At 69.7% G+C, this 20,711-nt stretch carries 16 protein-coding genes, 1 tRNA gene and 1 pseudogene; 7 read left to right on the forward strand and 11 right to left on the reverse strand.

Features of this window, described 5'->3' with window-relative positions:
- Window positions 1–53: 53 nt before the first annotated feature.
- The 3 genes from AB0E90_RS16180 to AB0E90_RS16190 are packed head-to-tail and all read left to right on the forward strand — an operon-like array spanning window position 54 to window position 1,289.
- On the forward strand, window positions 54–380 hold the full coding sequence (locus AB0E90_RS16180; protein WP_360405094.1) for a YbaB/EbfC family nucleoid-associated protein: 327 nt from the start codon (window positions 54–56) through the stop codon (window positions 378–380).
- Window position 381: 1 nt separating this feature from the next.
- Window positions 382–678 (forward strand): hypothetical protein, encoded by a 297-nt coding sequence (locus tag AB0E90_RS16185; RefSeq protein ID WP_360405096.1) that lies wholly within the window; start codon window positions 382–384, stop codon window positions 676–678.
- Window positions 678–1,289: a hypothetical protein gene (locus AB0E90_RS16190; RefSeq protein WP_360405099.1), complete on the forward strand. Its 612-nt coding sequence runs from the start codon at window positions 678–680 to the stop codon at window positions 1,287–1,289. The genes AB0E90_RS16185 and AB0E90_RS16190 overlap by 1 nt, the downstream gene beginning before the upstream one ends.
- Window positions 1,290–1,546: 257 nt before the next feature.
- Here the strand turns inward: AB0E90_RS16190 and AB0E90_RS16195 are convergent, their stop codons facing one another.
- Window positions 1,547–3,625, reverse strand: coding sequence for a hypothetical protein (locus AB0E90_RS16195; RefSeq protein WP_360405102.1), 2,079 nt, complete (start codon window positions 3,623–3,625; stop codon window positions 1,547–1,549).
- Window positions 3,626–3,785: 160 nt separating this feature from the next.
- Here AB0E90_RS16195 and ricT point away from each other — a divergent pair, with 160 nt between their 5' ends.
- Window positions 3,786–4,622, forward strand: coding sequence for a regulatory iron-sulfur-containing complex subunit RicT (gene ricT, locus AB0E90_RS16200; RefSeq protein ID WP_360405105.1), 837 nt, complete (start codon window positions 3,786–3,788; stop codon window positions 4,620–4,622).
- Here the strand turns inward: ricT and AB0E90_RS16205 are convergent.
- The gene (locus AB0E90_RS16205) at window positions 4,619–6,277 is read right to left on the reverse strand and encodes a metallophosphoesterase (RefSeq protein ID WP_360405471.1); all 1,659 of its coding nucleotides are present in this window, start codon (window positions 6,275–6,277) and stop codon (window positions 4,619–4,621) included. The genes ricT and AB0E90_RS16205 overlap by 4 nt on opposite strands.
- A gap of 116 nt (window positions 6,278–6,393) precedes the next feature.
- Between AB0E90_RS16205 and AB0E90_RS16210 the strand changes: the two genes are divergently transcribed.
- Window positions 6,394–6,467, forward strand: a tRNA-Thr gene (locus AB0E90_RS16210).
- Window positions 6,468–6,525: 58 nt separating this feature from the next.
- On the opposite strand, the gene AB0E90_RS16215 is transcribed toward AB0E90_RS16210, so the two are convergent.
- Together AB0E90_RS16215 and tmk are read right to left on the reverse strand one after the other, a co-directional pair.
- Entirely contained in the window at window positions 6,526–6,897 is a 372-nt protein-coding gene (locus tag AB0E90_RS16215; RefSeq protein WP_360405108.1) for a hypothetical protein, read from the reverse strand.
- Window positions 6,898–6,978: 81 nt separating this feature from the next.
- Window positions 6,979–9,081 carry a dTMP kinase gene (gene tmk / locus AB0E90_RS16220; protein ID WP_360405474.1) on the reverse strand — a complete coding sequence of 701 codons (2,103 nt, stop codon included), beginning with the start codon at window positions 9,079–9,081 and terminating at the stop codon, window positions 6,979–6,981.
- Between the two features lie 202 nt (window positions 9,082–9,283).
- Between tmk and AB0E90_RS16225 the strand changes: the two genes are divergently transcribed.
- The gene (locus AB0E90_RS16225; protein WP_360405111.1) at window positions 9,284–10,489 is read left to right on the forward strand and encodes an amino acid deaminase/aldolase; all 1,206 of its coding nucleotides are present in this window, start codon (window positions 9,284–9,286) and stop codon (window positions 10,487–10,489) included.
- Between the two features lie 4 nt (window positions 10,490–10,493).
- Here AB0E90_RS16225 and AB0E90_RS16230 read toward each other — a convergent pair whose 3' ends face one another.
- The gene (locus tag AB0E90_RS16230; RefSeq protein ID WP_360405114.1) at window positions 10,494–11,123 is read right to left on the reverse strand and encodes a TetR/AcrR family transcriptional regulator; all 630 of its coding nucleotides are present in this window, start codon (window positions 11,121–11,123) and stop codon (window positions 10,494–10,496) included.
- 137 nt (window positions 11,124–11,260) lie between these two features.
- Between AB0E90_RS16230 and AB0E90_RS16235 the strand changes: the two genes are divergently transcribed.
- Window positions 11,261–12,562 (forward strand): D-arabinono-1,4-lactone oxidase, encoded by a 1,302-nt coding sequence (locus tag AB0E90_RS16235; protein ID WP_360405117.1) that lies wholly within the window; start codon window positions 11,261–11,263, stop codon window positions 12,560–12,562.
- Here the strand turns inward: AB0E90_RS16235 and topA are convergent, their stop codons facing one another.
- From topA to AB0E90_RS16265, 6 genes and pseudogenes are all read right to left on the reverse strand, one after another.
- Window positions 12,563–15,373, reverse strand: coding sequence for a type I DNA topoisomerase (gene topA / locus AB0E90_RS16240; RefSeq protein WP_360405121.1), 2,811 nt, complete (start codon window positions 15,371–15,373; stop codon window positions 12,563–12,565).
- A gap of 854 nt (window positions 15,374–16,227) precedes the next feature.
- A pseudogene (locus AB0E90_RS16245) lies at window positions 16,228–16,437 on the reverse strand (hypothetical protein); the annotation flags it as partial.
- Window positions 16,438–16,573: 136 nt separating this feature from the next.
- The gene (locus AB0E90_RS16250; protein WP_360405124.1) at window positions 16,574–17,107 is read right to left on the reverse strand and encodes a hypothetical protein; all 534 of its coding nucleotides are present in this window, start codon (window positions 17,105–17,107) and stop codon (window positions 16,574–16,576) included.
- An 88-nt stretch (window positions 17,108–17,195) separates the two neighbouring features.
- Window positions 17,196–19,568, reverse strand: coding sequence for a sodium-translocating pyrophosphatase (locus tag AB0E90_RS16255; protein WP_360405127.1), 2,373 nt, complete (start codon window positions 19,566–19,568; stop codon window positions 17,196–17,198).
- A 268-nt stretch (window positions 19,569–19,836) separates the two neighbouring features.
- Window positions 19,837–20,277 (reverse strand): ATP-binding protein, encoded by a 441-nt coding sequence (locus AB0E90_RS16260; RefSeq protein WP_203729599.1) that lies wholly within the window; start codon window positions 20,275–20,277, stop codon window positions 19,837–19,839.
- A complete protein-coding gene (locus tag AB0E90_RS16265) occupies window positions 20,274–20,633 on the reverse strand; it encodes an STAS domain-containing protein (protein WP_360405131.1) in 360 nt (119 codons plus the stop codon). Before AB0E90_RS16265 ends, AB0E90_RS16260 begins: the two co-directional genes overlap by 4 nt.
- Window positions 20,634–20,711 lie beyond the last annotated feature (78 nt).

Here is a 20,711-nt window from a genome sequence, read left to right on the forward strand (position 1 = left end):
GGTCTGGTGCCGGAACGCGACGGGGCGCTGACACGCCGTGAGGAGCCTGGGGTATGGCGCGTGAGATCGACGAGGCGTGGATCGACGAGGCCATTGAGCGCTATCAACGCCTGGAGCGGCTGCGAGATGAGTTCGACAAGGCTGTGGCCTCGCATTCCGTGTCGGTGCACTCACCTGACAATTCGATCGAGATCGTCGTCACCGCGGCGGGAGCGATCACCGATGTTCGGATCCACGGCACGCTGCACCATCGCAACCCGGCCGAGCTCGCCCGGGAGATCCAGGCCGTCGTCACAACGGCGGCCGACGCGGCCCGCTGGGCCCGGGCCAAGCTGCACGGCGAGGTTTTCGGAAAGCACCACCGGCTGGGAAAGGACTGAGATGGAGCACCTCGCCGAGCGGCTCGACCGAGCCGCCGACACGCTCGCGACCGTCGATCGGCGGATGCCGGCGCTGGCCGTCGCGGCCGGTGCGTTCGCCGCCGACGAGGCCGGCCTGCCCGGGCGCCTCGGGCGGCAGCTGCATGCGCGCTGGGCGGCCGTGCTCGAGTCGCGGGCGCGGGAAGCGGGCGGGCTGGCGGCCCGGTTGACCGACGCAGCGGGTGCGGTGCGGGCCACCGCACGCGACTACGCCGAGGCCGACGCGGCGGCGCGGCGCCGACTCGCACGGGAGATGTGATGGACCGTCTCGACGAGATGCTCTCCGTCTGCGGGCCACTGCTCGACCGGGTCGACGACCTGCTCGAGACGTCCGGCGCGCCCGAGGGGCACGAGGTGTGGCGGGAGTTGCGACGGGTCCGGCTGTTGCCGGGGCCCGCCGTGCGAGCGGTGGCCGAGCTGCGACCGGCGGCGTTCGACGACACCGTGGCCGAGCTGCGGTCCGAGGCTCGGGCGTGCGCCGAGGCGGCCGACGAGCTGCCATCGCCGGGCGACTGGACGGGTGCGGCGGCCGAGGCCTACGACACGACCCGGCGGCGGGTCGCCGACCGGCTCAGCGGCGATGACGAGAGCCTCGACGAGCGCTTGGAGGCGACGGCCGATCTGGCTGAGGCGCTCACCGACTGGATGACCAAGTCTCGCCTCGACCTCGCGGTGGCCCTGGCCACGGCGCTCGGGTCGGGTGAGGCGCTGACGCTGGCCGCGGCGCCGGGCTCGCCGCCGGCCGAGTCCGAGACGGATGCCGCCGCGGCGGTGGCCACTCACGTGCTGCGCACGATCGCCGACAACTACGCCGACGCCGACGACCTGCTTCAGGGTTCCGCGGGCCTGGCCGAGCCGCTCCCGATGTAGCGCCCGTTTCGGGGGCCAGCACAAATGGGCGCGGCGCCGGATTCGGTGAAAAGACTCCGAATGCGACGCCGCGTCCTCCTGCACCCCCCGCAGGTGTGCCGCTTACTTAACGCCTTCGATCGACGATTGTCTCGGCATTGTGGACCGTTCCGGACGCTCGGCGGAGCAGGTCGGCACGACCGGTCGCCCTCGCCTCCACCGTCAGGAGATCGACATCTGTCCATCCGGCCAATCGCGTTCCGGGCCGGCGCGGGTTGCTACTGACGGGTCCGGCGGCGGCGCATGCCGATCAGCACCGCGATCACGCCGGTGACCAGCAGCGCCGCACCGCCCGCTGCCAGACCGATCACGCGCGGGCCGGTGATGGGCAGGCCGGCGGCCGCATCGGCGGTTTTGCTCGGAGCCTGGCGCTCCGGCGCGACCGCGGCGGCCTCCATCAGACCGAGGGCGAGATCGAGCGAAACCGAGCCGGGCTTGCCGCTCCCCGGCTTGCCATTGCCCGGCTTGCCATTGCCCGGCTTGCCATTGCCCGGCTTGTCGCATCCCGGCTTGCCATTGCCCGGCCGGTCGGTGTTCGGCTTGTCATCGCCCGGCTTGCTATCGCTTGGCTTGTCGCATGCCGGCTTGCCATCGCCTGGCCTGTCGCATCCGGGCTTGTCGTTGCCTTGCTGGTCATCGCCCGGCTGGTCATTGCCTGGCTTGCCATTGGTCGGCTTGCCATTGCTCGGGTTGTTGCATCCCGGCTTGTCGTCGCCCGGCCGGTCATTGTTCGAATTGTCATCGCTCGGCCGGCCGTAGCCCGGGTTGCCGCGGCTTCCGGACTGGTCGTCGTGGCCGGACTCGTCGCGGGCGGCGCCGACCTGCTCGAGCGACACCGTGACCGCGGTGGCCCGGGCGGCGACGGCCTGGCCCTTCGTCGCCTTGCGCAGCTCACCGAGGGCGATGCGCACCCGGGTGGATCCGGCAGCCGATGCCGACTCGGGTGACTTCCCGCCGATCGCGGGCGGCATCGTCACCGCGGGGACGCCGGGGATATGCGGCAGCGGCAGCGCCGACCCGGTGCCGAGCCCGCCCGAACCCAGATCGCCGAGGCCCGACCCGAGCAGGCCGCCCTCGGTCGCCCGGCGGTCCGGCTTCAGCGTGAACTCGGCCGTCTGACCGGCGGCCGAGAGTCGCGTCGTGGCGATCCCGGCGCCGGACACCTCGATCAGTGTCGGCTCGTACCGCACCTCGCCGCCCTCGCTCGCCGACATGCTCGCGACCAGCGACGGTGGCTTCAGCACCCGCACCTTCACCCGGCCGCCGGCCAGCTCGATCCGCCCGGCGGTCACGGTGGCCGAGGCCACCGATCGCGCCGACTTGCCGCGCCCCTCAACCGCGGTCGTGCTCACTCCGGCCAGCTTCTCCGGCACCCGGACCAACTCGGTCTTCGCGCCACCGAGGATGGTGGCCCCGCGCACCGCGGACTGCGAGCGCGCCGCCTCACCGTCGGTGCCGCCGCAGGCCATTCCGGCGTCCCATCGCGCGTGCGCCGACAGCTCACCCGCACCGAGCTTCAGCGGCCCGGCCTGGCCACCGGCAGTGGTGCGAGTCGTGGCCGTCGCGTGCGACGGCGGCGCCTGCTGAACGGCCGGCTTGACCCACGACGCCTTTCCGGAGACCTTGCCGTCGAGGATGCGGGCGATCGCCGCCGACTTCACCGCGGACGTCCCGATGAGCGCGGTCCGGGCCTCACCGATGCCGACCTCGCGAACGGTGACGGTCTTGGGGTCGTCCATCTCGCCACCGCCACCCTGGCCACCGGTGTCGGTATCGTCGCCGCTCACCGCCGACTCCGGCTCGGCCGCAGAGGGCCGCGCAGCAGCGGACTCAGTGGCCGAGGACTGAGCGGCCGAGGACTGAGCGGCCGAGGACTGAGCGGCGAACGGTTGGGAGCTGGCGCGTGGGATCACGCCCTTCGGGTCGACCGTGTCGAGCACGGCCTCGCCGAGGATGCCGATGCCCTCGCTCAGTGTGTCGGCGTCCTCTCCACTGTCGGCCGTCGGGTCGATGCCGGCCGCGCCACTGCCGAGGATCCGATCGGCGGCGCCTTTCCCCGCCGTACCCTCCTCGGTCTGTTCTTCGGTCTGCTCCTTGGTCGCCGGGCGCTCGGCGTCCCGGTCGCCGGCCCGGATCTCGAGTTTGTCGATCCGAAGCGCCTCGGCGCCGGACTGCGCCGCGTAGTTTTCGGCCCGTTCGCATGGCGCGGGCGCTGCCTGGGCTGGCAGCGGAGCGGCGATCGTGCCGGCGAATCCGAGTGCGACGACACTGGCGGCCAGCGACCTTGCGGGCGTCATGGGTGATTTCCTCCCGAAGTGTTCCGCGATGGAGCGGTGTCTACGGGTCTGCCCAACGATGGTCTATCTGGGTAGGTGCGTCAGTTCGATGCGACTACCCACGCGGGTAGTCCAAAACCGGCATTTGGTACAGCCTCTTGTGCGTCGTAGGGTGGTCACCATGGGCATGCTGTGCGCGGTCAGCTTCAACCGGTACGGCCGTCTCTACTACCTCGATCCAGGCGAGTTCTCGCCGCAGGTCGGCGACCGCGTTCTGGTGCCTACCGACGACGGCCCCGAGGTGGCGGAGTGCGTCTGGGCGGCGCAGTGGGTGACGGAGGAAACGTCCGCTTTCCCGCGGGTCGCGGGTCTGGCCGGCGACGACGATCTGCGCCGTGACGAGCTGCTCCGCAAACGCAAGGCCGAGGCCAAGGTCGCCGCCAAGAAGCTGATCAAGGCGCATGAGCTGCCGATGAAGGTGGTGGCCGTCGACCACGTGCTCGACCAAGCCGGCTCCGGCGGCCCGCGCACCACGATCTATTTCACCGCGCCGCACCGGGTCGACTTCCGCTCACTGGTGCGTGACCTGGGCGCGACCCTGCACTGCCGGGTCGAACTGCGCCAGCTCTCCGCGCGCGACTCGGCGCGGGTGCAGGGCGGCATCGGCTCGTGCGGGCGTGACCTGTGCTGCGCCACGTTCCTCACCGACTTCGAGCCGGTCACGATCCGGATGGCCAAGGACCAGGATCTGCCGCTCAACCCGCTGCGCATCTCCGGCGCCTGCGGCCGGCTGATGTGCTGCCTGAAGTACGAACACCCGCTGTACGCGCGTTTTCAGGCCGAGGCCCCCTCGGTCGGGACCAGGGTGACCACACCCGAGGGCGACGGCCGGGTGGTGGCGCACAGCGTCCCCAAGGACGAGGTCGTGGTGCGGATGGACGCCGACGGTTCGCGCTGCTCGTGCAGCCGTGCCTCGGTCTGTGGGCCGCGACAGGCGCACGAGCAGCGCTACAACTAACGCACCACGATCGGTGGTTCGATGTGGTGGACCACCAGCGGGGTGTCGGGCCGCAGCCAAGAGCTGTGCGCCTCGCCGTCGGGGTCGGGCACCCAGTTGCGGCAGATCTTGTCGATGCCGATCGGGTGGATCGTCAGCGTGCCGTCGGCGGTGATGTGCAGTCGCAGGAAGCTCTTCACGTCTTCGATGCTCTGCCCGGCGAACAGCTCGTTGACGTTGATGTCGAACTGGCCGGCGATCAGTAGGTAGAGCGCGCACAGCTGGGTCGACACGAACCCGCTCACCGGCCAGTAGATGACGATGGCCACCACGAGCGGCCCCGGCCAGGCCCAGTCGTGCACCGGCAGGTTGAGCCACGCCCAGGCGCCGAGAACGGCCAGGCCGATCTGGGCGAAGCCGTGCCCGAGGCCGAACAGCCAATGCCGGGCGTGGTGGGTGAGGGTCGCGCCGGGCGGCTTCGCGAACATCACCGCCCCGGCCATGATGATCACCACCATCACGCTCAGCGGGATGGTGAACAGCCGCTGGATGTTGCCGCCCTGGCTGGCCGAGCCGGCCATGGCCAGCATGGTGAGCATCTGGAGCAGGCCCAGCATCGTGACGAAGCCCGGGTTGCGGGTCGGCACCCGGTGGAAGACACCCCAGCTCAGCCGCTTCGAGGTGGCCTTGTCGGGGAAGCGGGACCGCAGCGGATAGGTGCGGCTGTCACTCTTGCTGCGGGTCAGCGTCTCCTCGGGCGGCACCGTGAGCTGCTCGGGCAACTGGTGCGTGGCGAGGAGGTAGGCGCCGCCGCCGCCGCAGGTGATCAGCTCGCGCTGCTCGTCGCTGTAACGGGCGTAGTGGTGCAGGTCGCCGGAGACCAGCACCCGCACGTCGGCCCCGGTGGGCACCAGGATCGTGCGGATCAGGTAGTCGATCGCGTCGTACGTCGCCGGGTCCTCCGCCGCCTTGACCCACTTCGGCGAGGGAGTCATCAGGATGATCCGGTCCTGCGGGGTGACGTTCTTCGCGGCCTCCTCGAAATAGAGCAGCTGGGGATCGTCGATGTACGCCCCGAACTGCTCGTCCATCGCGAACAGCCACCAGTCGCCGGGCAGCTTGATCGCGAAGTAGGAACGCCGCTGCGCGGTGCGCCAGCCGCCGATGTGGCCGTCCTTGCGCCGGGCGAACAGGCGCAGGAAGGCGGTGAGACCGTCGTACCAATCGTGGTTGCCCGGCAGCGCGAACAGCGTGGGCGGCGGCTGATCGGCCGGCGGCTCGGGCAGGGCCGCGCGGTACGGGCCCTTCATCCGGCTCTCGTAGCCGTCGCCGCTGGCCAGCGGATAGACCTGGTCGCCGCCCATGAGCAGCACCTGACCGCGGGGCAGCTCAACACCGTCGATGGTCAGCCGGTCTTGGGCCAGGAGCCACGCCACCGAATAGGTCGCGTGGAAACCGTCGCCCAGGTCGGCGACGTAATCGAGCCACATCTCGCCGTCGGGGGTGGCCGAGTGATCGAACCAGGCGGCGTCCAGCGAGTTCTGCAGCTCGCGTTTGTCGAGGTAGGCCCCGAAGAGGATGGCCAGCAGCGTGCGCAGACCGGTGCTGAGCAGCAACAGCGGCGCGAGCCAACCGACCGGGCGCTGCGGCGTGAAGCCCAGCTCCTTCGGGTCCATGCTGCGCGGCCGGGGTGGACCTGCGGGGCGGGGGTGATCGGCAGTCACGCCAGGCACAGTAGTCCGGGGGTCCGACATGACCTCGGGCGGCGCATACCGTAGACTCATTGCTCGTTGCCGCCTTAGCTCAGTCGGCTAGAGCGACGCACTCGTAATGCGTAGGTCGACGGTTCGATTCCGTCAGGCGGCTCAGTATGAAAAGGCCTCGTCCCAACCGGTGTTCGCCGGTTGGGACGAGGCCTTTTCTGTTACTTGACGCAGGATTCGTAGGCCTTCTTGTAGGCGGCGTCGGACGCGATCTCACCCTTCACCAGCTGGTACGTCTGCCCGTCCCGGGCATAGCCGGCCGGCGCACCGGTCGATGCGTCGACCTGCCACAGAGCAGTGGCGTCCGTGCAGTCGATCGCACCGATCTGGACCTCACCGCCGGACGGGCTGGTGCATCCGGCGGTGGCCTTGGCCTTGTCGACGGGCTTGCCGACGACGAACACGTCCTTGCACGGCGGTAAGGCGGCCGCCTGTGCGGTTGGCGCTTTCGCTGCGACCTTGGCGGGTGCGGGGCTTGAGCACGCGCCGAGCCCGATCACTGCTACCACACCGATGACGTGACGTGCCCTCATTGACCATCTCCCTGTAGAGGCGAAATGGACGCAGAGTAACTATCGCTTGCCGGGGTCCGGCGGACAAAAAGTCTGAGTGTTTCAGCGTTTGGGCGGTTCGTCCTCGACGCCGAGGACCTCCGCCATCTCCTGCAGATCCGGCGCGTCGAAGTCCGGCTCGGGCGGCATGGCGGTGGAGGCCGGGCCCGGATGGGCGGCGCCGGTGAGCAGGCCGCCGGACAACCGGGTCGTGACCGCGTCGCTGATCTCCTCGGCCGGGCGGCCGGCGTCCAGCACCAGGTAGCGCTTCGGGTCGGCGGCGGCCAGGTCGAGGAAGGCGTAGCGGACCCGCTCGTGGAAGGCGCGGGACTCGCTCTCCAGGCGGTCCTGGCCCTGGCCGCGCGAGTCGACCCGGCTCAGGCCGACGCCGGGGTCGACGTCCAGCAGCACCACCAGGTCGGGCTTCAGGCCGCCGGTGGCCCAGGAGGACAGCCAGGAGATCTCGGCGACCGGCAGGGTGCGGCCGGCGCCCTGGTAGGCCAGCGACGAGTCGACGTAGCGGTCGCTGATCACCACGGCGCCGCGGGCCAGCGCCGGGCGGACCACGGTGGCGACGTGGTGGGCGCGGTCGGCGGCGTACAGCAGGGCCTCGGCTCGTGGCGCCGGCGCGTCGCCCTTGTCGAGGACCAGGTGGCGGATGCGGGCGCCCACGTCGGTCGCTCCGGGTTCGCGGGTCACCACCACGTCATGACCCTGCTCCTGCAAGACCGAAGCCAGGCGGGAGACCTGAGTGGATTTGCCGGCGCCCTCGCCGCCCTCGAAGACCACGAAGACGCCGGTGCGGACGAACTCCTCGTCGGGGCTGAGCGGGCGGCCCCGGATCGAGCCCCACAGGTCGGCCAGGATCGGCACGCCGCGCTTGTCGTCCATCTGGCGGAACGCGCTGATCCCGACCCAGATGCCGAGCGCGCCCGCCACCAGCAGCAGCACCCGGGTTGCAGAGACGTCGACGCTGAACGCGCCCAGGTCGACCCGGCGGGAGCTGCCCAGGCCGACCAGGAAGCCGGAGAGCGTGATGGCCAGCAGCAGGACCATCCGGACGCCGATCTGGACGACCGCGAAGACCCGCCCGCGAACGGCGTCGTCGACCTCGCCGTACAGCAGCGTCGTGCCCGCCAGGAACGCCATGCCGGCGCCCGCGCCGACCAGCAGTGCCCCCGCCAGAGCCATCGATAGATGGAAGGCCAGGCCGAGGAACATGACCGAACCGCTGGCCAGCACGATGCTCATGCCGAACCACCGGCGCCGGGAGAGGTCCCGGATGATCGTCGGCCCAAGGCCGATGCCCAGCGCGAGGCCCATGAAGATGACGCCGAAGAGCAGGTAGAAGGCGGCCTCTCCGGCGCCCAGCGAGGTGGCGAAGGTCTTCGCCGCGCCGATGACCACGCCGCCGGCCGCGAACGCGCCGAAGATGCCGAGGACCAGACCGCGGACCAGCGGGGTGGTGCCGATGTATTTCCAGCCATCCAGGAACTGCCGGAACATGCTCTGCTGCGCGGCCTCTTCCTGGCGTTCGGCGCTCTTACCGCCGATCTCCCTGATGCCGAAGAAGACGGTGAGGGCGGTGGCCAGGCGGGAGATCGCGTTGAGATAGAGCGCGATCTGGACCGGCTGGGCCCAGGCCGGCAGCGTGACGCCGGATTGCTGCACGCCGGCGGTGAGCGCGCTGAGCGCGAGCGCGGCGAGAATCGGCGTGATGCCGTACGTGGTGACCAGGGTGAGCTGGTTGCTGATCTCGATGCGCGACTTCGGGATCAGGTTGGGGACCGAGGCTTCCTTGGCCGGGATCCAGATCAGCGTGATCGTCTCGCCGATGAACGTGGCGATGGTCGCCCAGGCGACGATGACCCCGGGCGAGGCGCCGACCAGCGCCACGATCGGGATCGAGCCGTAGAAGACGAACCGGATCAGGTCGGTGATGACCATCGTGTAGCGACGGTCGAACCGGTCGGCGAAGACACCGGCGATCGGGCCCAGAAGAAGAGCGGGCAGCAGCCGTACGGCGATGGTGCCACCGAACGCGGCGCCCTGCCCGGCACTGCTCTGGAACTGGGCGGCCGCGAAGATGCCGGTGGCGAGCAGACCGATCCAGTCGCCGAACGAGGCGAGGCCCAGCACCAGCCACAGCCGGCGGAACGGCCGGATGCGCAGGACGGAGCGCAGCGCCGCGACCCCCGATAAGTCGACGGGTCCGGTCTCGCGCGATTCGGTGTCGATGGTCCTACCTCCCGTGGCTCCGGCCAGGGAGCACTCTAACCGGCGACGCCGCCGGGCCTGGTTTCGCACGTTCGAGTGGCGTATATGTGAATGTCTTTCGCATTGCTCGGGAGAGCGTTAACGTGCTGGCGTGATCGCCGACCGGACCACCCTGCAGCGGCGCCTCGACCAGGCCACCGGCCACCTCGAGACGCCGGTAGCCGCAGTCGACCTGGCCGCCTTCGACAACAACGCCGCTGAGCTCACCGCCCGCGCCGGCGGCAAGCCACTCCGGGTGGCCAGCAAGTCGGTGCGCTGCCGGCCGCTGCTCGAGCGGGTGCTGGCCCGGCCGGGCTGGCACGGCGTCATGGCGTACTCCCTGCCCGAGGCGATCTGGCTGGTCCGCGAGGGGGTGACCGACGACGTCCTGGTCGCATATCCGACGGTGAACCGGGCCGCGCTCGCCGAGCTGGCCGCGGACGAAAAGCTCGCGAACGCCATCTCGATCATGGTCGACTCGGTCGCCCACCTCGACGTCGTGGATGCGGTGACCGCCCCGGGAAAGCGGCCCGACGTGCGGCTCTGCATCGACCTCGACGCCTCCTGGAAGCCCGCCGGGGCTCTGCACGTGGGTGTCCGCCGCTCCCCCGTGCACTCCGCCGCCCAGGCCGGCTCGCTGGCCCAGCGCATCGTCGCCCGGCCCGGCTTCAAGCTGATCGGCTTGATGTCGTACGAGGCGCAGATCGCCGGCCTCGGCGACGACCCACCGCGGCAGGCGCTTCGTGGCCGGGCCATCCGGCTCCTGCAGGCCCGCTCGTTCGCCGAGATCGTGCGGCGCCGTGGTGCGGCCGTCGCCGCCGTGCGGGAACACGCCGACCTCGCGTTCGTGAACGGCGGCGGCACCGGCAGTGTGGCCGCGACCAGCGCGGACCCGGCGGTCACCGAGGTCACCGCGGGTTCGGGGCTGTACGGCCCGACGCTCTTCGACTCCTACCGCAACTGGCGGCCCACACCCGCCGCCTTCTTCGCGCTCTCCGTCGTGCGCCGGCCCGCGCCGCGCATCGCCACCGTGCACGGCGGCGGCTGGATCGCGTCCGGCCCGGCCGAGAGGTCCCGCCAGCCGCAGCCCTACCTTCCGGCGGGACTGCGGTTCAAGACCGACGAGGGACCCGGCGAGGTGCAGACGCCCCTGCTCGGCGCGGTAGCCGATACGCTACGACCCGGTGACCGGGTGTGGTTCCGTCACGCCAAGGCCGGCGAACTGTGCGAGCACGTCAACGAGCTTCAGCTGATCGACGGCGAGACAGCGGCGCCGGCCCCGACGTACCGCGGGGAGGGTCATGCCTTCTTGGGGTGACCCCTCAGGCGGTCACGTGGCGGTGCAGGTATTCCCGGATCAACGCCTTGGCCTCGATGAGCACCGCTTCGTCTCCGTTGGTGTCGCGCCGGAACGCCAGCTTGATCAGCGCGTCCGCCGCCTCCACCGAGATCTGCAGCGCGAACCGCAGCCGGGCCCGGTCGATCAGCTGGAACTGGTCGATCAGCAGCTCGGCCAGCCGGTCGGCGATGACCGCGTTGTTGTCCTTTTCCAGGTCAAGCAGGTGCACGTCGACCACATCGCCGAAGTGCAGCGTGCGGAAACCCGCCACGCTGCGGTGCATCGAGATATAGACGTCGATCGCCGCGTCGACACCGTCCCACCAGTGGGCGAACTGCTCACTGGCGAACCGCGCGGACAGGCCCTGCAAGTAAGCGTCCATGTTGCGCATGGCCAGCGCCTGCACGATGGCCCTCTTGTCAGGGAAGAACTGGTACACCGAGCCGATGGCTACTTCGGCTCGCTCGGCGAGCAGCGTCGTGGTGAGGCCCTCGTAGCCCACCTCATCGACGAGCTCGGCGCAGGCGTCGAGCATGCGCTGGACCCGGGCAACGCTTCTGCCCTGCACCGGGACGCGTCGCAGCGGCCCGGTGGTGACGGTTGGTGTCGACACGCGTCGCCACTCCCTCTCAGCAGTGATAATCGGAACGTTACTCGGATCAACGAGCGAGAGGCATCGACGGGACGCGGAGGACACTCGGCATTCCCGGTTTTGTGCGACTGTCCGCTCGTACGGAGGACAAAGCCATAATGACTACCCCCGTCATCGGCCGCCGCTGGACCAACTGGGGCGGTAACCAGCAGGCCGTCGCGACCGACGTGCTCACACCCGGCACTGTCGACGAGCTGGCCGCCCAGGTCAAGGAAGCGTCCGGTTCCGGACGCCGGATCAAAACGGTCGGCAGTGGCCACTCGTTCACGGCCATCGCGGTCGCCGACGACCAGCGGCTCTTCCTGCACCGGCTGGCCGGGCTCATCTCCATCGATGGCACCCTGGTGACCGTGCAGGCCGGCATGCGGCTGGCCACGCTCAACACGGTGCTGGCCGAGCACGGGCTGGCCATGCCTACGCTCGGTGACATCGATCAGCAGACGATCGCCGGCGCGATCTCGACCGGCACGCACGGGACCGGCATCAAATACTCGACACTTGCCTCCTGTGTGGAGGCGGTCAAGTTGGTCACCGGCAGCGGCGAGATCCTGACGATCGATTCTCGAGATCCACTCTTCCCTGCCGTACGGGTCGGGCTGGGCGCGCTCGGGGTTCTGGTCGAGGTGACGCTGCGCGTCGTCGAAGAATTCACGCTGCTGGCTGACGAGCGGCCGATGGCCCTCACCGACATCCTGGCCGGTCTGGACGAGTGGATCCCGGCCAACGATCATCTCGAGTTCTTCTGGTACCCGTACACCGATCGGGCGCAGTTGAAGGTCAACAAGCGAGTCTCGGCGCACGACCGGCCGCTCTCGAAGTTCCGCGGCTGGCTGGACGACGAGTTCCTGTCCAACACGGTCTTCGCCGGGGTGTGCCGAGTCGGCCGGGCGCTGCCCGGCGCGGTGCCGACGATCAGCGCCTTCGCCGCCCGCGCGCTGAGCGCGCGGACCTACACCGGGCGGTCCGACCAGGTTTTCTGCTCGGAACGCCGGGTGCGTTTCACCGAGATGGAGTACGAGATCCCGCGCGCCGCCCTGCCCGAGGTGATTGCGGCGCTGCCCCGGCTGATCGACGAGCTGCCGTTCAAGGTGCTCTTCCCGGTCGAGGTCCGCTTCACCGGGCCCGACGACATCTGGCTGTCGCACGGGTACGGCCGGGAGTCGGCCTACGTGGCCGTGCACCAATACAACGGCGTGGCGTACGAGCCGTACTTCCGGGCCGTGGAGGCGCTCTGCCAGGGCCTCGGCGGCCGGCCGCACTGGGGCAAACTGCACTACCGCAGCGCCGAAGACCTGCGCCCGGCCTACGAAAAGTTCGACGACTTCGTGGCCGTGCGCGACCGCCTCGACCCGGCCCGGGTCTTCGCCAACGATTACCTGGACCGGGTGCTCGGCAGCTAGTTACTCAGCGGAGGCCGTGGCCTTACGAGGGGCGGCCTTCTTCGCGGCTGCCTTCTTGGCCGGCGCGGCCTTCTTCGCGGCCGTCTTCTTCGCCGGCGAGGCCTTCTTGGCGGGCGCCTTGTCGTCGGCGGCCTTCTTGGCCGGCGCCTTCTTGGCGGCGACCTTCTTCTTCGGCGCCGGACCCTTGGCCCGCTTCTCGGCGAGCATCTCGGACGCCTGCTCGACGGTCAGCTCCTCGGGAGTCTGACCGCGGCGCAGGGACGCGTTGTACTCGCCGTCGGTCACGTACGGGCCGAAGCGGCCCTCCTTGATCACCATCGGCTTCTCGGTGACCGGGTCGGGGCCCATCTCCCGCAGTGGCGGCTTCGCCTCGCGGCGCTGCCGGGTCTTCGGCTGGGCCAGCAGAGCGAGCGCCTCGTCGAGCGTGACGGTGAAGAGACGGTCCTCGTGCTCCAGCGAGCGGAAGTCGTCACCGCGCTTCACGTACGGCCCGTAGCGGCCGTTCGCGGCCGAGATCTCGTGGCCCTCCGGGTCCTTGCCCAGGGCGCGCGGCAGCTGCAGCAGCCGCAGCGCCTGCTCCAGGGTGAGCGTCTCCGGCGAATCCGTGCGGAACAGCGACGACTTGCGCTCGCCGGCCTGCACGTACGGTCCGAAGCGGCCGGACTTGAGCGACACCGTCTCGCCGGTCACCGGGTCGTCGCCCAGGGACCGCTCGCCGCCACCGCCGAGGTAGAGCTCGGTGACCTTCTCCGGAGTCAGCTCGTCGGGCGCGACGCCCTCCGGGATCGAGACGCGGTCCTCGGCCAGCTCCTCGGTGGAATCCGGAAGGTGGCGCTGAAGGTACGGCCCATAGCGGCCGACCCGCACGACCACCTGGCGGCCGGCCTCGTCGACGTGCAGCGGGATCGAGTTGACCAGGCGCGCGTCGATCGAGCTGAGGTTCTCGGTGACCATCTTCTTCAGGCCACCGGCCGCGGCGATGGTGTCCTCCGCGCCGGCCGTCTGGCTGCCGAAGTAGAAAGAGGTGAGGAAGTCCAGCGCCGCGTGGTCGCCACCGGCGATGTCGTCGAGCTGGGTCTCCATCGCGGCGGTGAAGTTGTAGTCGACCAGGCGGGGGTAATGCCCCTCGAGCAGGCCGATCACCGCGAACGCCAGGAACGACGGGATCAGGGCCTGGCCACGCTTTTCCACATAACCGCGGTCCTGGATGGTCCGCATGATCGACTCGTACGTCGACGGGCGGCCGATGCCCAGCTCTTCCAGGGCCTTGACCAGCGAGGCCTCGGTGTAGCGGGACGGCGGCGAGGTGTGGTGGCCGGTCGCGGCCAGCTCCTCGGCGGACAGCGGCTGGTCCTTGACCAGGTTGGGCAGGCGGCGCTCGGCGTCCTCGGCCTCGGCGTTCTCGTCGTCGGACGACTCCACGTACGCCCGCAGGAAGCCGGGGTCGGTGATCGTCTTACCGGAGGCGCCGAAATCGACCTCCTCGCCGCTGGTGGAGATCGCACGGATCCGGACGCTCACCGAGTTACCGACGGCGTCGGTCATCTGCGACGCGATCGTGCGGCGCCAGATCAACTCGTACAGCTTGAACTCGTCGGTGGACAGCTCCTTGGCCACTTCGCCGGGCGTCCGGAAGTTGTCGCCGGCCGGGCGGATGGCCTCGTGCGCCTCCTGCGCGTTCTTCACCTTGCCGGTGTAGCGGCGCGGCTGCGGCGGCACGTTGTTCGCGCCGTACAGCTCGCCGATCTGCCGGCGGGCGGCGGTCAGCGCGGTCTCGGAGAGGTTCACCGAGTCGGTACGCATGTAGGTGATGTAACCGTTCTCATACAGCCGCTGCGCGGTGCGCATCGTCTGCGACGCGGAGAACCGCATCTTGCGAGCGGCCTCCTGCTGCAGGGTGGAGGTGATGAACGGCGCGTACGGGCGGCGGCGGTACGGCTTCTCCTCGACCCGGGTGACCGTGAACGGGCGGTCGGCCACGCGGGCGGCGAGGCCCCGGGCGCCGGCCTCGTCGAGGTGCACCACGCCGGCGCCGGGCTTGACCTGGCCGGTGGTCGGCTCGAAGTCCTTGCCGGTGGCGATCCGGTCGCCATCCAAAGCGATCAAGGTCGCGTTGAAGGTGCGCGGCCCCTCGATGCTCTGCTGACCCGACTTGGCCTGCACCGAAAGGGTGGCCAGGATGTCCCAATACTCCGCCGTCCGGAACGCCATGCGCTGGCGCTCACGCTCGACCACGATGCGCGTCGCGACCGACTGGACCCGCCCGGCGGAAAGGCGGGGCATCACCTTCTTCCACAGGACCGGGCTGACCTCGTAGCCATACAGCCGGTCGAGGATGCGGCGGGCCTCCTGCGCGTCGACCAGGTCACGGTCGATCTCGCGCGGGTTGGCCACCGCGGCCTGGATGGCCGGCTTGGTGATCTCGTGGAAGACCATCCGCTTGACCGGGACCTTGGGCTTGATCGTCTCGACCAGGTGCCACGCGATGGCCTCGCCCTCGCGGTCCTCATCTGTCGCCAGGAGGATCTCGTCGACTTCCTTCGAGAGCTTCGTCAGCTTGGCGATCTGCGCCTTGCGGTCCGGGGAGACCACGTAAAGCGCGTGGAAGCCGTTGTCGACGTCGACACCCAGCCGCGCCCAGGCCTCACCCTTGTACTTGGCGGGCACGTCGGCGGCGTTGCGTGGCAGGTCGCGGACATGACCGAAGGAGGCCTCGACGAAATAGTCGGGCCCGAGATAACCGGCGATCGTCTTGGCCTTCGACGGGGATTCGACGATGACCAGACGGGTCGTCCTGGCTTCATTCGGCACGGCACTCCCAAGCTTCCACTCAGCGCTTCGCCATCCGGGCAGGCGGGGCACAGACTTTCAACGTAACGCGCCGGACGAGCAACCGTTCCCCGGGAACCCCGGAGTCGGATGGTAACGGTCCGGCCACCGCACGCGTCCGACGGCGACACCGTACACCGGGAACGTAGCGTCATGTCGCACACAATCCAGGAAGATCACGCACCTGCGCCGTCCGGCCACATCTCCTCGGGTGCCGCTTCGGGTCGCTCGCCCACCAGCTCAGCGAGCCGCCGGACACGTCTCTTCCCCATGATCCGGTAGCTGGTTCTGTCATCCGAAAGACGACCGGCCAGACCGGCCCGGACCAGGGCGGCATCGATCGCCGCCACATCCTTGCCGGGATCGAGGGCCAGGGCGTAGCCGCCGGCGATGGGCTCACCGGCCGCGGCGACCCACAGCCTCAGGCGAGGGCCGCTGAGAAAAAGCTGTGCGCTCACCTCCGGCCAGGCGCGGGCAAGACCGATCAACCGACTGGAGTACGCCGTGAGCACCTCGAAACGGAGCTTCGGCTCGACGGGTGGGTCTTCTGCCCCTTCCTCGACCGCTTCGTGCGCTTCTGACTCTTTTTGGGGCGGCGACGCCGGCGGCTCGTCCACGGGCTGGGGCTCATCCTCCGGCGGGAGCTCGGCCTTCACCCGCGGCGGGTCGGCCCATGGATCGGGCTCTTCCGGCGGGAGGTCTTCGATCGGGTCGCTCTCTGGCTCTTGATGGTTTTCGGCGACCGGGACCACATCGGCGGAACCCGGGGGCGGCCCACCCCGTACAAAATCATCTTGGTCTTGGTCTTGGTCTTGGTCTTGGTCTTGAATGGGTCGCCAATTGGCCACCAGGCCGCGCGCGACGAGCTCGGCGACCAGGACGTGCACGCGCCAGGCCGCGTCGACCTCGACCGACACCCGGGCGGTGCCGCCCATCCGGCCGAGGCGGCCCGGACCGGCCAGCAGGCCGGCCAGATCGGCGGGGGCGGGCTCGGTGGTCTCGGCGCCGAAGAAAGGCAGCTGGCGGCCGCCGTCGGGGTGGACGATGCGCGGCGGCAGGCGTCGCTTGGCAGCCGGGACCGGCGCGGGGAGAACCTCGCGCGGGATCAGCGGCCAGCCCGACTCCCCGTCCAACCACCCCACCGCCACCCTAAGTCGGTCTGAAGGCCCTGATCTCACCGGCTCATCGGCACTCGGGCACTTCGTCGAAAGCGTCCTTCAGCTCCGCCGAGCTGAGCTTGCTCGTGTCGAGGCTGCTCGCGGCGTAGTCGGCGTTGAGCTGGTCGACCACCTTGCCGACCTGTGCGTAGAAGGTCTTGGAAGGTGCGGTGGCCAGGCCGTCGATGCCGGTGGCGGCGCGGCCGTAGGCGTCGCGCATGGCGGCCAGCGAGCCGGTGAAGCCGTCGGCGATCTGCTTGCCGTCGTCCACGTCGGGCACCCCCGCTTTCGCCACGCCGGCCCGGGCTTTCTCGCTCGCGTCGTGGGCGCCGGTGAAGAGCCGGGCGAGGTTTTCCTTGGCCTGACCGGGGGTGGTCGCGACGTCCATCTGCTGCTGCGCCCGAGTCGTCAGCGAACCGATCTCGGTGCGCCAGGGACTCAGCGTGGTGCACACACTGGCGGCCCAGGCACGCGCACCGTGCGAGGCGCCACAGGCGGCGACGGTGGGCAGAACGAACGCGAGCAGAAGCAAGACTGCGAGGGGTCGGGCCGGACGCATGGAAGCAGGGTACGGCCCGGGTGTGACAACCTTCATCCATGGGTTGGGGGCACCCGGTTTCCCGGATGCCCCCATGGTTTTGCGGGTGTCAGGCGCTGACCCGCTCCGAGGCGGTGGCGTCGCCGGCCGGGCCGGCCGGGATGTCCTCGCCCATCGAGATCGGCTTGCGCTTGCTCCAGATGACCGCCGCCACGATGATCGCCGCGGCCACCGCCGCGAGGGTGACCCGCAGCGGCGTGTTGGCGTCCTTGCCGATGCTCCAGCTCACCACGGCCGGCGCGATCAGCAGCGAGACCAGGTTCATCACCTTGAGCAGCGGGTTGATGGCCGGGCCCGCGGTGTCCTTGAACGGGTCACCGACGGTGTCGCCGATGACCGTCGCGGCGTGCGCGTCGGAGCCCTTGCCGCCGTAGTTGCCGTCCTCGACCAGCTTCTTGGCGTTGTCCCAGGCGCCACCGGAGTTGGCCAGGAAGACCGCCATCAGCGTGCCGGCGCCGATGGCACCGGCCAGGTAGGACGCGAGCGCGCCGGCGCCCAGGCCGAAGCCGACCGCGATCGGCGCCAGGATCGCCAGCAGACCGGGGGTGAGCAGCTCGCGCTGCGCGTCCCGGGTGCAGATGTCGACGACTCGGCCGTACTCGGGCCGCTGGGTGCGGTCCATGATGCCGGGGAACTCGCGGAACTGGCGACGGACCTCCATCACGACCGCGCCCGCCGAGCGGGAGACGGCGTTGATGGCCAGGCCGGAGAAGAGGAACACGACCGCCGCGCCGATCAGCAGACCGACGAGGTTGCGCGGGTTCGAGATGTTCAGCAGGCCGAGGATCTCGTTCTGCACCTTGGCCGGGTCGATGCCGGCGTCGGTCAGCGAGCTGGCCAGGGTGTTCGTGTAGGAACCGAACAGCGCCGTGGCGGCCAGCACCGCGGTCGCGATCGCGATGCCCTTGGTGATCGCCTTGGTGGTGTTGCCGACGGCGTCCAGCTCGGTGAGGATCTGGGCGCCCTTCTCGTCGACGTCACCGGACATCTCGGCGATGCCCTGCGCGTTGTCCGAGATCGGGCCGAAGGTGTCCATCGCGACGATGACGCCGACCGTGGTGAGCAGGCCGGTGCCGGCGAGCGCGACGGCGAACAGCGACAGCGTGATAGACGAGCCACCCAGCAGGAACGCGCCGTAGACGCCGGCGCCGATCAGGAGCGCGGAGTAGACGGCCGACTCCAGGCCGACGCTGATGCCGGCGAGCACCACGGTGGCCGCACCGGTCTGCGACGACTTGCCGATGTCCTGCACCGGGCGCTTCTCGGTCTCGGTGAAGTAGCCGGTCAGCGCCTGGATGGCGGCGGCGAGCACGATGCCGATGACGACCGCGCCGATCGCGACCCACTGCGGGTTGCGGCCGCTGGCCACGATCTCGGGGTCGATCGAAGCGACGTCCTTGAACCCGCTGAACGCGTTCGGCAGGTAGAGGAAGCTGGCGATGGCCACCACGATCGCGGAGACCACGGCCGAAATGTAGAACGCCCGGTTGATCGCGGTGAGGCCGTTCTTGTCGCTCGGCCGCAGCCGGGTGATGAACACGCCGAGGATCGCGATCACGACGCCGACCGTGGAGATGATCAGCGGGAAGATCAGACCGTCCTGACCGAACGCGGCCGAGCCCAGGATCAGCGCGGCCACCAGGGTCACGGCGTACGACTCGAACAGGTCGGCCGCCATGCCGGCGCAGTCACCGACGTTGTCGCCCACGTTGTCGGCGATGGTCGCGGCGTTGCGCGGGTCGTCCTCGGGGATGCCCTGCTCGACCTTGCCGACCAGGTCGGCGCCGACGTCCGCGGCCTTGGTGAAGATGCCGCCACCGACCCGCATGAACATGGCCAGCAGCGCGGCGCCGAAGCCGAAGCCCTCCAGCACGGTCGGTGCGTCGCTGTTGAAGATCAGCACGACCAGTGCGCCACCGAACAGCCCGAGGCCGACGGTGAGGAAGCCGACCACGCCACCGGTGCGGAACGCGATGCCCATGGCGGTCTCGCGGCCGCCCGGCTCACCGGCCGCCGCGGCCACCCGCACGTTGGCCCGGGTCGCGAGCGCCATGCCCGCGCCGCCGATGAACGACGAGAAGACCGCGCCCACGATGAAGAAGAGCGACCGGCCGATCTTGACCCACGTCTCGTTGTCGGTGTCGTGCACCGGCAAGAGGAAGAGCAGAACGACCGCGATCACCACGAAGATCGCGAGGGTCCTGAACTGGCGGATCAGGTAGGCCGAGGCGCCTTCCTGCACGGCGCCGGCGATCTCCTGCATGTTCTTGGTGCCACGACCGGCCTTCAGCACCGACTGGACGAACATCGCCGCGAAGCCCAGCGCGATGAGCGCGAAGACCAGAGCGATGATCACGAATGTGACGTTCGAACCGCTCAGGGACACTCCGCCCGCGGCCGTAGTTAACAAAGTCCCGGACATCAATGTCCTCCTGTACACCGACCTGCGCCTGGACTGGCGGACGAAACCGCCCGGGCGCACCCCGTCACCGGGGAGACGACAACCGGGTTCCGCGGACGCGGAACCAGGAGCAGTAGCTGACAACTCGCGTACTGTATCGGCCGATCGTGGTGGTGGTCACACCCGGCTCCGGCCGTGTCGTGGTGATGTTTGCCGCTGTGTTAGCGCGGCACCAGAGGTGTAAAGATAATTTTTGATCTTTCCTGGGCCATCTTTACTCTCGGCCGGCTCAGCGACGCTGGACCGGCCAGACCATCCGGACCTCAGTGCCCGGACCATCCTCGACCGGGCGAACCTGCAGGTCATCGACAAATCCGGCGAGTAGCGCGAAGCCGACGCCGGTGGTCAGGGCCTCGTCGGTGAGCGACTCGGCGGCGAGCTCGTCCGGGGGCAGCTTGGCCAGACCCACGCTCGCCTCGATCGGGGCATGATCGATCACCCGGACGGCGTATGAGTCCGAATCAGACATTTCGACCGTGACCAGGTCAGCCAGACCGTACTGGTTGTGCAGCGCCACGGCCCGGGTGCACGCCTCGCCGATCGCCAGCCGGACCTCGTCCAGCAGTTCCTCGGCGACCCCCGCCCGCCGGGCCACCGCGACGCCGACCAGCCGGGCCGTGCGAACGTGCACGGGCGCCGGCGAGAAGGACAGTCGAACCGTCGCCATCACGAAGTCGAACCGCTGCCGTCGCCGTCTCCGGTGGCCGCCTCGATCGATGGATATATCGGGAACACCTGGTCGAGCGCAGTGATCCGGAAGATCTTCAGCAGCGGCTCTTTCGAGCAGACCAGGCCGAAGGTTCCGTTCGCCACGCGCAGCCGTTTCATTGCGCCGACCAGCACGCCGAGCCCGGTGGAATCGAGAAACTCGACTCCGGCCAGATCGACGATCACGTTGCGGGCACCGGCGTCCACCAACTCGACGAGGCGCTCCCGCAACCTCGGCGCGGTGTAAACGTCGACCTCGCCGCCCACCTCTAGCACCGTGTGTTCGGCGACGGTCCGTGTCGCAAGGGACAGCTCCATCGCTCCTCCTCCCTGCGATCTCCCCCACGGAATCTAACCACCGCTCGACTTCGCACGGCTCATCGCACCCACCCGTCC

The organism is Actinoplanes sp. NPDC026619, assembly GCF_040638295.1.
GTDB lineage: Bacteria > Actinomycetota > Actinomycetes > Mycobacteriales > Micromonosporaceae > Actinoplanes.

Bases quoted from the DNA above. Each gene is read 5' to 3' on its own strand.
- AB0E90_RS16180 (WP_360405094.1), top strand. From the start codon at position 54: ATGGCGCGTGAGATCGACGAGGCGTGGATCGACGAGGCCATTGAGCGC.
- AB0E90_RS16185 (WP_360405096.1), top strand. From the start codon at position 382: ATGGAGCACCTCGCCGAGCGGCTCGACCGAGCCGCCGACACGCTCGCG.
- AB0E90_RS16190 (WP_360405099.1), top strand. From the start codon at position 678: ATGGACCGTCTCGACGAGATGCTCTCCGTCTGCGGGCCACTGCTCGAC.
- AB0E90_RS16195 (WP_360405102.1), bottom strand. From the start codon at position 3,625: ATGACGCCCGCAAGGTCGCTGGCCGCCAGTGTCGTCGCACTCGGATTC.
- ricT (WP_360405105.1), top strand. From the start codon at position 3,786: ATGGGCATGCTGTGCGCGGTCAGCTTCAACCGGTACGGCCGTCTCTAC.
- AB0E90_RS16205 (WP_360405471.1), bottom strand. From the start codon at position 6,277: ATGGACCCGAAGGAGCTGGGCTTCACGCCGCAGCGCCCGGTCGGTTGG.
- AB0E90_RS16215 (WP_360405108.1), bottom strand. From the start codon at position 6,897: ATGAGGGCACGTCACGTCATCGGTGTGGTAGCAGTGATCGGGCTCGGC.
- AB0E90_RS16235 (WP_360405117.1), top strand. From the start codon at position 11,261: ATGACTACCCCCGTCATCGGCCGCCGCTGGACCAACTGGGGCGGTAAC.
- AB0E90_RS16250 (WP_360405124.1), bottom strand. From the start codon at position 17,107: ATGCGTCCGGCCCGACCCCTCGCAGTCTTGCTTCTGCTCGCGTTCGTT.
- AB0E90_RS16255 (WP_360405127.1), bottom strand. From the start codon at position 19,568: ATGTCCGGGACTTTGTTAACTACGGCCGCGGGCGGAGTGTCCCTGAGC.
- AB0E90_RS16265 (WP_360405131.1), bottom strand. From the start codon at position 20,633: ATGGAGCTGTCCCTTGCGACACGGACCGTCGCCGAACACACGGTGCTA.